The 13,713-nt window shown below is 27.5% G+C and carries 16 protein-coding genes and 1 pseudogene; 2 read left to right on the top strand and 15 right to left on the bottom strand.

The genetic code is table 11. The annotated features are described in order from the left end of the window. The 6 genes from AC1B00_RS00535 to AC1B00_RS00510 are packed head-to-tail and all read right to left on the bottom strand — an operon-like array spanning position 1 to position 4,131. A complete protein-coding gene (locus tag AC1B00_RS00535; protein ID WP_239816756.1) occupies positions 1–519 on the bottom strand; it encodes a hypothetical protein in 519 nt (172 codons plus the stop codon). Further along, positions 512–1,033 (bottom strand): hypothetical protein, encoded by a 522-nt coding sequence (locus AC1B00_RS00530; protein WP_239816755.1) that lies wholly within the window; start codon positions 1,031–1,033, stop codon positions 512–514. Before AC1B00_RS00530 ends, AC1B00_RS00535 begins: the two co-directional genes overlap by 8 nt. Beyond that, positions 1,023–1,994: a hypothetical protein gene (locus AC1B00_RS00525; RefSeq protein WP_336611126.1), complete on the bottom strand. Its 972-nt coding sequence runs from the start codon at positions 1,992–1,994 to the stop codon at positions 1,023–1,025. Before AC1B00_RS00525 ends, AC1B00_RS00530 begins: the two co-directional genes overlap by 11 nt. Beyond that, positions 1,987–2,622: a lysophospholipid acyltransferase family protein gene (locus AC1B00_RS00520; protein WP_488847620.1), complete on the bottom strand. Its 636-nt coding sequence runs from the start codon at positions 2,620–2,622 to the stop codon at positions 1,987–1,989. Before AC1B00_RS00520 ends, AC1B00_RS00525 begins: the two co-directional genes overlap by 8 nt. Continuing rightward, the gene (gene miaB / locus AC1B00_RS00515; RefSeq protein WP_488847619.1) at positions 2,609–3,904 is read right to left on the bottom strand and encodes a tRNA (N6-isopentenyl adenosine(37)-C2)-methylthiotransferase MiaB; all 1,296 of its coding nucleotides are present in this window, start codon (positions 3,902–3,904) and stop codon (positions 2,609–2,611) included. Before miaB ends, AC1B00_RS00520 begins: the two co-directional genes overlap by 14 nt. Beyond that, positions 3,901–4,131: an HP0268 family nuclease gene (locus AC1B00_RS00510; protein WP_239816752.1), complete on the bottom strand. Its 231-nt coding sequence runs from the start codon at positions 4,129–4,131 to the stop codon at positions 3,901–3,903. Before AC1B00_RS00510 ends, miaB begins: the two co-directional genes overlap by 4 nt. Positions 4,132–4,248: 117 nt before the next feature. Between AC1B00_RS00510 and nusA the strand changes: the two genes are divergently transcribed. Then, on the top strand, positions 4,249–5,343 hold the full coding sequence (gene nusA, locus AC1B00_RS00505; protein WP_239816751.1) for a transcription termination factor NusA: 1,095 nt from the start codon (positions 4,249–4,251) through the stop codon (positions 5,341–5,343). Next, the gene (locus tag AC1B00_RS00500) at positions 5,340–6,317 is read left to right on the top strand and encodes a pyridoxal phosphate-dependent aminotransferase (protein ID WP_488847617.1); all 978 of its coding nucleotides are present in this window, start codon (positions 5,340–5,342) and stop codon (positions 6,315–6,317) included. The genes nusA and AC1B00_RS00500 overlap by 4 nt, the downstream gene beginning before the upstream one ends. Here the strand turns inward: AC1B00_RS00500 and AC1B00_RS00495 are convergent. From AC1B00_RS00495 to AC1B00_RS00455, 9 genes and pseudogenes are all read right to left on the bottom strand, one after another. Then, positions 6,314–7,363: a GGDEF domain-containing protein gene (locus tag AC1B00_RS00495; RefSeq protein ID WP_488847616.1), complete on the bottom strand. Its 1,050-nt coding sequence runs from the start codon at positions 7,361–7,363 to the stop codon at positions 6,314–6,316. The two genes, AC1B00_RS00500 and AC1B00_RS00495, sit on opposite strands and share 4 nt — an antisense overlap. Next, entirely contained in the window at positions 7,347–8,126 is a 780-nt protein-coding gene (locus tag AC1B00_RS00490) for an ABC transporter ATP-binding protein (RefSeq protein WP_488847615.1), read from the bottom strand. Before AC1B00_RS00490 ends, AC1B00_RS00495 begins: the two co-directional genes overlap by 17 nt. After that, positions 8,119–9,165: a FecCD family ABC transporter permease gene (locus tag AC1B00_RS00485; RefSeq protein ID WP_336611132.1), complete on the bottom strand. Its 1,047-nt coding sequence runs from the start codon at positions 9,163–9,165 to the stop codon at positions 8,119–8,121. The genes AC1B00_RS00490 and AC1B00_RS00485 overlap by 8 nt, the downstream gene beginning before the upstream one ends. Beyond that, on the bottom strand, positions 9,152–10,243 hold the full coding sequence (locus AC1B00_RS00480) for an ABC transporter substrate-binding protein (protein WP_488847613.1): 1,092 nt from the start codon (positions 10,241–10,243) through the stop codon (positions 9,152–9,154). The genes AC1B00_RS00485 and AC1B00_RS00480 overlap by 14 nt, the downstream gene beginning before the upstream one ends. Before the next feature lie 60 nt (positions 10,244–10,303). Further along, positions 10,304–11,065, bottom strand: coding sequence for a MetQ/NlpA family ABC transporter substrate-binding protein (locus AC1B00_RS00475; protein ID WP_239818517.1), 762 nt, complete (start codon positions 11,063–11,065; stop codon positions 10,304–10,306). Positions 11,066–11,074: 9 nt separating this feature from the next. Further along, positions 11,075–11,845: a MetQ/NlpA family ABC transporter substrate-binding protein gene (locus tag AC1B00_RS00470; RefSeq protein ID WP_336611135.1), complete on the bottom strand. Its 771-nt coding sequence runs from the start codon at positions 11,843–11,845 to the stop codon at positions 11,075–11,077. A gap of 9 nt (positions 11,846–11,854) precedes the next feature. After that, positions 11,855–12,595 (bottom strand): methionine ABC transporter permease, encoded by a 741-nt coding sequence (locus AC1B00_RS00465; protein ID WP_239818515.1) that lies wholly within the window; start codon positions 12,593–12,595, stop codon positions 11,855–11,857. Then, positions 12,592–12,855 (bottom strand): NIL domain-containing protein, encoded by a 264-nt coding sequence (locus AC1B00_RS00460; RefSeq protein WP_488847768.1) that lies wholly within the window; start codon positions 12,853–12,855, stop codon positions 12,592–12,594. The genes AC1B00_RS00465 and AC1B00_RS00460 overlap by 4 nt, the downstream gene beginning before the upstream one ends. A 162-nt stretch (positions 12,856–13,017) precedes the next feature. Then, positions 13,018–13,542: pseudogene (locus tag AC1B00_RS00455) on the bottom strand (methionine ABC transporter ATP-binding protein); the annotation flags it as partial. Between the last annotated feature and the right edge of the window lie 171 nt (positions 13,543–13,713).

Genomic DNA, 13,713 nt, shown 5'->3' with positions numbered 1-13,713 from the left:
TTATCTTTTATAAACTTGTAAATTAAATTGAGCTTTTATCAAATCTTTTTCAGATTTTAAAATTATAGGAAAATGAACTCTTAAAATATTAGGATAGTTTTCTAATGAATCTATGAAATTATAAAAAATCGCTGGACTTGTAATCTTTGTGCTTACAAATAATTGATAACTTACATATTCTTCATTAAAATCTACATTTTTATCAAGCTTTACATCATCAAAAAAAGTTTTGCAATGATTTTTAAATTTCTCAATATCAAAATCATTATGAATTTTGTCTAAATTAGTTTTATTTTCTGCTAAATATTCATTTAATTGTCTATCTATATTATCTAATTTACCCTTATTTTGGCTTAGTTTAGAATTAGAAGAGCTTAGAACTTCATTTGCGATTTTTAATTTATTTACACTAGGAATTATTAATAAAGCACTAAGGCTAAAAATAGCTATTAAAAATACACTAAGCCATAATAACAATTTTACTATATCAATTTTATTTGTGCTATTATCTTTATTCATTAAAACCCTCTGAATTTTCAATAGTATTTATGCTTACAAAATTATACCAACCTGATTTTAGTTGAATAAAATTTGTTTTTGTAGTTTCAAAAATACTTTGTAATGGAGTTTGCAAAAGATTATTATAAATTTCTTTAGTAGGTGTAATTCCCTTAATTAATAAACTTTTTTGCTCCATCAAAACTTCATTTAAAACAATGCTATCAGGAACTAAATCAAATAGATTTTTTATACTTTTTTTAAGATTAATATTTGAAGCACTTATATCATCAACTAAAGCTATATATTCTTTATTTAAAGCTAGTTCGTTTTTATGCTTTAGCATTAATTCTATTGTTTTTTCACTATTAATTCTAGCTTCTTCAGCTTCATTATATGCTAAGCCTTGCTTTATTTTTATATAAACAGCAAAAAATAAAATAACAACAATTATGAATATTAAAAAATAAAAACATAATTTGTTAAATTTATTTAATATAGGTTTTAATTCGGCTTTTTTAAAACTATAAGTCAATTTTCACTCCTAAATCTAAGCAACTTAATTTAAGCATTTCTTTAAATACATCTATCTTATAAACAATAGGTTTTAACAATAATTCACTTTCTATATATGAATGCATAGCTTTTGAGCTTTTCTCATGCTCAAACATAATAATATTATTTATAAAATCGCTCTCATAAACTTCATTGTCATAAAACTCTTTAATAGCGCTATTTATGTATTCAAATATCTGCATATCAAGACTAAAAGTATTTAAACTTTCATCATTAACTTCCGTATTCAAATTCTCATCTAAATTAAAATCATCATCAAGCTTTATGTTATCAAGTTCATCAAAATCAAGCTCTTCTAAAGCATCATCATCGTTTTCTATTTCTAATTCTTCTTCTAGCTCAATATTTTCTTCTTCTTCATTTTCTTTATTTATCTTAAGTTCAAAATAACTTCCAAACTTAAACTTATTATTTTCATAAATCATTAAAGTTATAAATTCGTTGTATTTTAAAACAAATAAATTTATTCCTTCATAAACAAAACCATCAGCTCTTTTATCTTTTATCAATTTACTCAATATTACAAATGGAGAAAATATTAAATCAACATGTAAATTATCAATAATTACATTTGAATTTTCAAGCTCAACTTTTGAAGCATATAAAAATGAATTATCAAAAGTTTTTAAAGTTATAGCACTATCATCTACTCCGTATCTTTGTAGTTCATTTTTATTTATAGTAGGAATCATTCCTTGTCCAATACTAGTAAATAATAAAGACACATAAGTAAAATAATGATTATCTATTAAATCTTTTATATATTTTAATGCTTTTTGCTTTTCTTCATCACTGAAAGTTCTTTGCTGAGTTTTTATGATTTTTTCCTTCTTAACCGAATACGATTCAATCACAAAGGCTTTATCTTTTAAAACTACATTTATAAATACACTTGATAGATATTTTCTAATGCTAAACATAATATCCTTCTTGCTGTAATTTTTCTTCTAATATAGCAAAATTTTTACTTAATTCATCTTCAGGATTTTCAACGCTTAAATTAATAGGTTTTGAAATAATATAAGCCATGGTTGAAAATGGCTTTGCTAATATCATCTTATCCCAACTCTTAGCTCTATAAACCCTACTTGCAGCATTATCAAAAATAATGGTAGGAATGTTATATTTACTAGCTATTTTATAAGAGCCTACCGAAATACTATGATAAGGTCCTCTAGGGCCATCTGGGGTTATAAATACATCATGACCTTCTTTTAATAAGGTTTTAATTTGCCTTAAGGCTTCTAAGGCTGAATCATAAGTGCTTCCACGAACGGATTTAATGCCAAAAAACTCCATAACACTAGAAATTAGCTCTCCATCTTTATGTTTGCTAATTAATACATAAGGAGTTTTTGTATAGCCATTTTTTTTAATATAAGCAAAGATAAATGCCATCATGGTAAGTTTTCCATGCCAAAAAAGCACTACACAAGGCTCTTTTGGCAAGGTTTTTTCACCATAAAATTTTTTCTTACAAGTAAAATAAATTAAATTTAAAACTAAATATATAAAAAAAGCCAAAAGCTTAATTTTAAATTTCGCCATAAAGGGTTGTCCTAGAAGTTTTGGTGATTTTTACATCAACCATTTTTCCTAACAATTCTTCACTACCATTTACAACTACTAAGAAATTATTATCGCTTCTTCCTGCTATTGTTTGATTTTCTCTTAATTCTTCAAAATAAACTTTATAAGTTTTATTAAGTTGAGCAGCACTAATCTCATCTAAAATTTCATTATACAAACTTTGTAATCTAGTAAGCCTTGCACTTGCAATATCAACTGGCACTTGATTTGGCATAGTTGCAGCCGGTGTTAATGGTCTTTTTGAATATTTAAAAGAAAATATTTGCTCAAACCTAACCTGTCTCATCATATCAAGTGTAAGTTCAAAGTCTTCATCGTTCTCACCTGGAAATGCTACGATAATATCTGTTGAAATACTAGCATTTGGAACTAATTCTCTTAATCTTAATGCTCTATTTAAAAACCATTCTCTAGTATATCCACGCTTCATTGCTTTAAGTATTGTTGTGCTTCCACTTTGAAGCGGCATATGCATACTTTTACACACTTTAGGATTGTTTGCAAAAGTGTCTAAAAATTTATCATCCATATGCAATGGATGTGGGCTAGTAAATCTAATTCTTTCTAAACCATTAACTTCGCTAATCTCGTTTAAAAGGTCTGAAAAATCCATTTTAGAATGATTGCTTGAAAATCTTTTACCATAATTATTTACATTTTGACCTAGCAAAAATACTTCTTTAGCACCATTATCTACTGCTTTTTTTACTTCATTTAAAATAATATTTTTAGGAATACTAAGCTCATCTCCTCTAGTATGTGGAACTATACAATAAGCACAATGCTTATCACAACCTATCATAATATTTACATAGCTTTTATAAATACTATTTCTAAAATCAGCAAAAGCATAATCACTCTCATCATAATTTATATCATTACTTATAAATTTAGGAGTTTTAATCGCTTCTGTTATACGGCTTATATTTCTTGCACCTAACACAAAATCAACTTGTGGAGCGCGCTTAAATATTTCGCTACCTAAATGCGAAGCCGTGCAACCACAAACGCCTATTTTTGCACCTTCTTTTTTCTCTTTTAAAAAGCCCCCTACTTCGCTAAATAATTTATGAACCGGCTTTTCACGAACACTGCAAGTGTTTATTAAAATTAAATCAGCTTCAGCTTTATTCGTAGTAACTTCATAACCTTCTTTAGTAGTAAGCTCTGCAATCATACGCTCGCTATCACGAACGTTCATTGCACAGCCAAGAGTTTCTATATATAATTTTTTACTCAAAGTATATGTACCTCGTAAATAAATTCATCTTCTACAAGACCATATTTAACAGTATTTACATAAACTTTATAATTATTTAATTTTTCTACTAATTTAGTAATATCTTCGCTTGAATTTGAATGATCTAAAAATATTACTTTTTTTTCTTCAAGTGTTTTAATAACTTCTTCAACACTAATTTCTTTTGGTTTTGAATTTAAAGTTTGTTTTGCTAATTTAAATTTCATTTCATATCCTTTTTTAAATTAAAAAAATAAATCATAACAAAAAGTTCTTTCATTAAACTTATTAAAAGTTATTTTTTGTATTATAATAATCTTCAAACTTCAATTAAAGGTAAAATCTTGGAAAGAATAGTAGATATAATAGAATCAATAGCGAATGAAAAATCATTGCCAATAGAAGAAGTTAGCGACAAAGTTGTAAAGGCTATAACTAACACTGCAAAAAGAATTTTTGGTGATGATAAAGAATTTAGCGTAGATGTTAAAAAAACACTTTGTGTTTATCAAAATCTTTTAGTAGTTGCTGATAAAGATGAATTAGCAAACGATGATAGTAAATATATAAGTTTAAGTAAAGCAAAACTAGAATCAAGCGAAGTAGAAATCGGAGATACTCTAAAATATGAAATATCTTTTGCTAACCTTGATAGAACTGCAATCAATTGGCTTTACAAAGAGCTTGAATATAATGTTCAAAGACTTGTTGAAGAAAAATTATTTGAAAAATATCAAAGTATGATTGATAAACTAATCTTTGGAACGGTTGTATTTATTGACCATGAAGAAAATACTTTCATAGAATTTGATGAAATTAGAGCAGTTTTACCTAGAAAAAATCGTATAAAAGGTGAAAAATTTAAAGTAGGCGATGTTTTAAAAGCTGTTATTAAAAAAGTTAGCGTTGATAAAAAATTAGGTCTTAAAGTAGAAATTTCAAGAACATCTCCAAAATTTTTAAATGCACTTTTAACCCTTGAAGTGCCTGAGATTAAAGATGGGGCTATTGAAATTATAAATAGCGCTAGAATTCCAGGTGAAAGAGCAAAGGTTTTATTGAGAGCAAATTCTATAAATATAGATGCAGTAGGTGCAAGTGTTGGAACAAAGGGCGTTAGAATTAATGCAATTAGCAAAGAATTAAATGGAGAAAATATAGATTGTATAGAATACTCTAACGAACAAGCTATTGTGGTTTCTCGTGCTTTAGCTCCTGCTATTATAAACTCAGTTACAATTGATAATGATGTAGCAAAAGTTGTAATTAATCACGATCAAAAAAGCAAAGCAATAGGAAAACAAGGTATAAATATTAGACTTTGCAATATGCTAACAGGTCTTAGTATTGAATTAATTGAAGTTGGCACTGAAGCAGAAAATCATATAAGCTCAGTTGAAGCTAAAGCAAATCTTGAAAATCTATTTAAAAATATATGATTGATTTAAGCAAAAACGAAAATACTTGCAATATCTTAGATATAAAAGACATTGTAAATAAAATTGATTTTAATAGATATTCGTTTGATAAAAATTATAAATTACTTGATGAATTAGCAAGTTTTTATAATTTAAATAATGATAATTTTGTTTTAGGTAATGGCTCTAGTAATGTTATTTATATGAGCCTTTTAGCTCTTTATAAAAAAGCTAATGCAAATATTAAACTAATAGCTCCACTTCCAACTTTTGAGCTTACAATAGAATATGCAAGAAATATAGGTTATAGCATTGATACATTTTATGAAGAATTTGAAATAGGAATTAGCAAAGTTAATTTGGATTCAAATAAAACTAATGTTATATATATTGCAAATCCTAATAATCCAACAGGTTTAACCTTAAATAAAGAAAAACTAGAATACTTAAACTCAATTTGCAAAGATAATACTTATATGCTATTTGATGAAGCTTATTTTGAATTTGCTAATGATTATGAAGGCTTAGAATTAGCTAAAAATACAAATATTTTACATATTAGAACTTTTTCTAAAATGTATTCTTTAGCAGGAATTAGAATAGGATATGGAATATCGCATAGTGATTTTATAAATATTATTAAGCCTTATTTTAGTATAGATGCGATTAATTCTATTGCTCTAAATTGTGCTATTTATGCATTAAAACAAAAAGATTTTGCAAATACTACTAGAAATATAATTAATGAAAATAAAAAATATTTAGAAGAAGTTTTTAAAGAGCTTGATATATTTTATTATAAATCACAAGCTAATTTTATATTACATAAAATCAAAGATATTAATTATGCAAATTATATGAAAGAGCAAGGAATAATAGTAGGAAGAAATATAGACAATTTCCCATTATTAAATAGAATTAGCATAGGTAATATTAATGAATTACATGAATTTACAAAAGCTTTAAGATTAGCAAAAGCTAAGAATTTAGTTTAAGCCTTTGTAATCACGCATTTATTTTTACCTGTATTTTTACCTACATATAAGTTTTTATCAGCTATTTCAAACATTTGCTTATATTCTTTCGGATTAAAACTAGATATGCTAGCTCCTATCGTAACGCTTATTGTTTCATGTAAATCACTTATTTTTAATCTAAAAATATCTTCTCTTATTTCATTTAAAAACATATTAGCAATATCAGTATCGTTAATATCAGCAATAATTAAAAATTCTTCCCCACCCCATCTACAAATATCAACATTATATTTAGCATATTTTTTATTTTTATTAATTAACACAATCGCTAACATTTTTAAAACAATATCACCGGTTTGATGTCCGTAAGTGTCGTTAATATGCTTAAAATTATCAATATCCGCAATTGCTACTAAAATATTTTCTTGATTATATTTAGGTAATATTACATCTTCAATATATTTTCTATTATTAAGACCTGTTAAAAAGTCTTTATAAATTAGTTTCTTTAAATCATTAATTTTTTTACTAGGAATTACCGTTACTAACAAACCATAACCTATTAAGAATGTAAATAAAATACCTATATTAATAGGGTATAAAATAACATTAGAGTTTTTATAAATATCGTTATTAAATAATTTTTCACTATGTAAAATAAGCGAATTTGCATCAAAATAACTAATATAAATTATCGTAATAATAACTAAAGTAGAAATAATGCAAGTGCTTTTTTTAAAAAATAAAAACTGAGCTAACATTAAACAGCACAACAATAAGTCAAACCCACTAGAAGCACCGGTATAATAAATACCTGCTAATTGATGTAATAAAATTTCTAAATAAGCTATTGAATAATAAAAATCAGACTTATGACTTTGAAAGGTAGTAGCTAAAAAAGCATAAGTTAGGGTTGAAAAAATATTTATTACAAATAGCTCAGTAATGCCTATAAAATAAAAAATTCCTATAAACGATAAATGTAAAATAAGTGCTAAAAGTATTATAAAATAGCCGTAATCATCTACAATCTTATCAACTAAAATATTATATATTTTCTTCATATTTTTCCTTGTTTAATGAGCCTAATACCTGAATAAAAGTTTTATCATCTATTTTATTAATGCTCGCTTTTACTTCATAAATTTCTTTAATTAAATCAAGATTTATAATTTCATCAATCTTGCCTTTTTTATATACTTTTTGATTATGTAAAAACACTGCTTCATCACAAAACAAACTTGCTAAATTTAAATCATGTAAAACAACTATGCTTATTAAATTATTTTCTAAAGTTATTTTTCTTAAAGCTTCTAATAAAATACATTGATGTTTTAAATCTAGCGCACTTACAGGCTCATCAAGTAATAAAATCTTTGGATTTTTAAGTAAAACTTGTGCAAAAGCAATCATTTGCCTTTGTCCACCTGAAAGTTCTTTTATGTTTAAATTAGCTAGATGAGAGATTTTAAACTGCTCTAAAATCTTAGTAGCTTTAGCTAAAATCTCATCGCTTATTTTTAAACCTAAATCATTATAAGCACCTAATAAAACGACTTCTAAAGCACTAAGATTTGTATGAGTATGAAAGCTTTGAAGCATATAGCCGATATTGCTTTGCCAAGCTTTAATATCTTTTGAATTAATATCTTTATAAGTCATATCAAATTTATTATCTAGTTCAAATATGCTATCAAGCAAAGTGCTTTTTCCAACCCCATTTGCTCCTAAAATTGCATATATTTTTCCTGATTTAAATTCCAAATTAATATCATTTAAAATAAGCTTATTTCCTTTTTTAACACTTAGGTTATTTATTTTAAGCATTTTTATTCCTTAAGATTATAAAGAAGAAAAACGGAACTCCTATAAAAGAAGTTACTATACCTATCGGAAACAATGCTCCTGGGACTATTATTTTTGATACACTTGAAGCAAGACTTAAAAATAAAGCTCCTATTATCATAGATGCAGGTAGGAAAAATCTTTGATCTTCTCCTATTATTATTCTTGCAATGTGTGGTGCAACAAGTCCAATAAAGCCAATAACTCCTACAAAAGATATTGCAACCGAGCTAACCAAACAAACGCAAAACAATACCTTTATTCTAAGATAGACTAAATTAACACCTAAAACCTTAGCATTCTTTTCGCCTAATCTAAATACGCTTAAAGCCCAATTATCCTTTAATAAAAATAAATAAACAAATATAGTTACAGCAAATACTATTAAAATATTTAAATAAGTTGCTTTTGATAAACTACCAAATAACCAAAACAAAATCTGTTGTGATACTTCAGGGCTTGATAAATACTGAACTAAAGATAAAAAAGATTGAAATAAGAACAATAAAGCTATTCCAACTAATACAAGGCTTTGGGTGTTATAATTATTGTTTTTAGCAAACATAAATAATACACTTGAGCTTAATAAACTTGCTAAAAATGCACCTAATGGAATGCTAAAAAACGAGCTAATAATACTTACATTAAAAGCAATCATTAAAGACGCTCCAAAACCAGCAGCAGCACTAAGCCCTAAGGTATAAGGACTTGCTAAAGGATTATTTAAAATAGTTTGCATTAATGCTCCACCAAGACCTAGTGCAGCACCAACTACAACAGCCATTAAAGCCATAGGTAATCTTAAATTATAAACAATATTAACATGGATTTTTTGAATATCAATATCAAATATTTTTGATAATAAAGCTTTACAAACTACGATTAAATCAAGCTGAGCAGGACCTGTGGAAATATCTATAATAAAAAATAATATACATAAAATAAAAGAGATTAATAAAAAGCTTAATCTCTTTTTAATTATTAGCTTGTATGCAAGAATTTCTTCGTTAAAATTTCTCATCATCAAGCTTTAACATAAATGTTCCATCAGGAATAATAGGTAAGTATTTTTTATGATAATTTATATAATCATCACTTGGATTAATATCACTGAATAATTCAGGATAAGCTGCTTTTGCAATAAATTCAAGCATAAAAATATCGCTTAGAGTTCTTAGCATACTATGATAACCACCGAAAATTCTTTTATTTTTAACTGCATTTAAATCTTGCCAAGTAGTTCTTGCAGCAAAACCTCTTAATCTAGTATTTGCCTCTTCATAAGTAATTTCATTTCCCATTACCATAGAAGTTTTATTTTTCTTAAGCTCACTTTCACGACCTGCAATTATTATAATATCAGGATCTTGCAACAATACTTCTTCAGGATTAATTGCGCCCCAAGTCTTAATAAGCCCATCAGCTACGCTTTTAGCGTTTGCCTTATCAATCAATGCTCCCCACATATAATGTGAATATGTAACTCCATTATCAGCAGGTCCATTTATTCCGTATTCAATATATACTTTAGCTTTATTTTTGATATCTTTTGTTCTTGTTTGAATTAATTCTAAGCGCTTTTTATAATCATTCATAATTTCTAAAGCTCTTTTTTCTTCACCTGATAAAATACCAAAAATCTTCGTGCTAATCTCGTGATTTTCAAGTTTTCCTTCGTGATAATCTACCACAATGATAGGAATATTTGCGATTTTTATAGGATTTAGAGTATCTTTTAAAGTATCGTATTGCCATTTTGCTAACACTAAAACATCAGGCTCAAGCGCTAAAATCTTTTCAACCGATAAAGTCCCAGCTTCAGCTTCTCCAAAATCAGTTATCTTATCTAAGTTAGGCATTGCATTTAAATACATTTGCCAAGAAATCGGACTCCACTCGCTCCAAACAGCCTTAGAAAATCCAACTACTTTATCAAAAGCCTTCACACCACCAACTGCTAAATAATCAGTATAATAAAATCCTAAAGCAATTTTTTTAACCGGAGTATTTAAGGTAATTTCATTACCAACTACATCTTTAAAAGTGATTTCTTTAGCAAAAATGCTAAGAGAAAATAAAATAAGTAAAATAAATCTCAATACATACCCTTTAAATTAAAGAATTTGAAATAGGAATTTGCTTTTGCAAATTCCATTCAATTAAAATGCAGGGATTATAGCACCTTTAAATTGCTCTTCAAGTAAGTTTTTAATTTTTGGAGTTTTTATAACTTTAATTAAAGCTTTTACTCCTTCGTTATTTTCATTGCCTTTTTTAACTGCAATAACATTTACATAAGGGCTATTTAAATCTTCTAAATAAATAGAATCCTTTGTAGGATTTAGTTTTGCAGCTAATGCGTAATTTGTATTAATCACAGCTAAATCACATTCATCTAAAACCCTTGGCACTTGTGCAGCTTCAAGCTCTTTTATATCAAGATTTAAAGGATTTTCAGTAATATCAATAACACTTCTAAACTTTACTTCTTTATTTGTCTTAATAAGTCCAGCTGCTTCAAGAATATCTAAAGCCCTACTTTCATTCGTAGGGTCATTTGGAATATAAACTAAGGCGCCATTTTTTAGCTCTTTTAAATCCTTAATCTTTTTTGAATATGCTGCCATTGGAGGCAAAAATACATTTGCAACTGCTACTAAATCAGTGCCTTTACTTTCGTTAAAGTCTTCTAAAAAAGGCTTATGTTGATACATATTAGCATCTAATTCGCCATCATTTAATGCAAGATTTGGCAGAATATAATCATTAAATTCAACGATTTTTAACTCATAACCTAATTCTTTTAAATCATCTTTAACATTTTCTAAAATAGTTGCATTTGGATAAGGAGTAATTCCTACTCTTAAAACTTGCGCACTTGCATATAAACAAAACGCTAAACTTAAAGCTAATTTTTTCATTTTTTCTCCTTAAAAACTAGGGATTATTTCGCCCTTATACTTTTCTTCTATAAAAGTCTTAATTCTTGCATCGTTTATAGACTCAACCAAAACTTTAGTCTTTTCACTATCAATATTGCTAGTTTTTACAACTAGATTATTAGTATAAGGACTATCTTTGCTCTCAATAATTACTGCATCTTTTGTAGGATTTAGTTTTGCTGCTAATGCGTAATTTGAGTTAATTACAGCTAAATCACATTCATCTAAAACTCTTGGTAATTGTGCAGCTTCAAGCTCTTTTATCTCAAGATTTTTAGGATTTTTTACAACATCAAGTGGAGTTTTTAGCTCAACATTTTTATCAAGTTCAATTAAACCAGCTTGCTCTAATATATCAAGCGCTCTACTTTCGTTTGTAGGATCGTTTGGAATATAAATTAATGCCTTATCACTTAAATCCTTAATATCTTTTATCTTTTTAGAATATGCTCCCATAGGCTCAAGATGAACAGGCGCAACTGCACTTAATTTTGTTCCTTTTTGTTTATTAAACTCATCTAAATATGGTTTATGCTGAAAAAAGTTCGCATCTAATTCATCATCATCTACGGCAAGATTAGGCAATACATAGTCGTTAAACTCAACGATTTTTAACTCATGACCTTTTTCTTTTACAATCTTTGCAACTTCTTCTAAAATCTCTGCATGCGGCACAGGTGTTGCACCAACACTAATAACATCAGCAAATAAATTTGCACCTAAAGCCACACAAGCAGCTAAACTAAACAACTTTTTCATTTTTTCTCCTTAAATAAAATTACCTGAATAAACAAACAATAAAATTAAAGCTAATATTGAAATATAAAGATATTTATCCTTACCTTTTCTTAAAGCCTTTTCTACTAAATCGCCCCAAATCTGAACTATTTGAACTAGGACAATCAACACTATAACCGTTTCTATCATAATATCTGTTTTAAATCTTTGATAACCATAGCGATTGGCAACATCTCCAAGTCCGCCACCGCCAACAATGCCTGCCATTGCACTATAACCAATCACAACTATTAAGGTAAGCGTTGCAGCGTTTATTAAAGCTGGTAATGCTTCATATAAAACAACTTTAAAAATAATTTGCACCCTACTAGCCCCATAGCTTTTAGCAGCTTCAATTATCCCGTAATCAACTTCATTTAAAGCGTTTTGAACTAATTTTGCAATAAATGGAGCAATTCCTATTGTAAGTGGCACAATAGCAGCTGTTGTTCCTATGCTTTTTCCAATTAAAAGCTTTGTAAAAGGAATTAGAGCAATTATTAGTACTAAAAACGGAAAAGAACGGAAAATATTTACTAAAAAATCAAGCACTCTATAAAATGTAAGATTTTCATATAAACCACCCTTTTTGCTGACAAAAAGAAAAATCCCTAAAATAAGCCCTAAAACAAAACCAACAATGGTTGCACTTATACTCATATATAAAGTCTCTTTTAAAGCAGGATATAAAATCTTGTCAAAATGTTTTAAAAAATTATCAAAATAATTCATACTTCCTCCCATAAAACACCGCTTTTATTAATATATTCGCATACTCTTTGCTTATCATTTGGATTAATATTAATAATTAAAGAGCCTAATGCAATATCGTTTAATTTTTCTATCTTTCCCCAAACTATTGAAAAATCAATATCAAGTTCTCTAGCCATTTTAGAAATTACTCCATCTTGAGCCACTTCTTTAGGAAAAATTAGCCTAATATTAAGGCCACTTTCAGGCACACAATCAGCCTCATCTAAAAACTCTCTCATTTTCTTACTAGGCTTTAAGAATATTTCGCTAATTTCACCATTTCCAATAATTTCTCCACCACTTAATAAACACGCTTTATCTGCTACTCTTTTTACTGCGTCCATTTCATGAGTTACTAAAACAACACTAATTCCTAAATCTTTATTAATTTGTTTTAATAAATCTAAGATTTGATTAGTTGTAGCAGGATCAAGCGCACTTGTTGCCTCATCACTTAATAAAATCTTAGGATTAAGTGCAAGTGCTCTTGCTATTGCAATGCGTTGCTTTTGACCACCACTAAGATTGCTTGGATATGAATTAGCCTTATCACTTAAGCCTACTAAATCAAGCAATTCTTTAACCCTTTTATCAATATTGTCCTTTTTATGTAAGATTAAAGGCATTGCTATATTTTCATAAGCTGTTTTTCTTCCCATTAAAGCAAAATGCTGAAATATCATTCCAACTTCACTTCTTAATTCTCTTAACTCTTTTTCTTTAAGGTCTTTTATTTCGTTTCCATAAACTTTTAGCGAGCCTGCTTGATAACTTTCAAGTGCATTTATACATCTTAAAAGTGTGCTTTTGCCTGCTCCACTTTGTCCTACAATTGCGTAGATTTCGCCTTGATTAATTGTAAGGCTAACATCATTTATAACACAAGTATTACCATAATATTTCTTAAGATTTTTTATCTCAATCATAACTTTCCTTAAAATTTAATTTTAAAGAAAAATAAAAATTTTTGATTTTTAAGTTAAAGAAGCAAAAATGTTTTATCTTTCTTTTTTAGCTTGCTTGCTTTTGGTATGAAATTATTTGCGTCTAGCTAAAAAAGAAAGTTTTTTAAGCCAGACGCTATCGCATCTGCATCA

It is taken from the genome of Campylobacter sp. DY7 (assembly GCF_057802535.1).
This window is presented reverse-complemented; position numbering and strand designations above follow the sequence as displayed.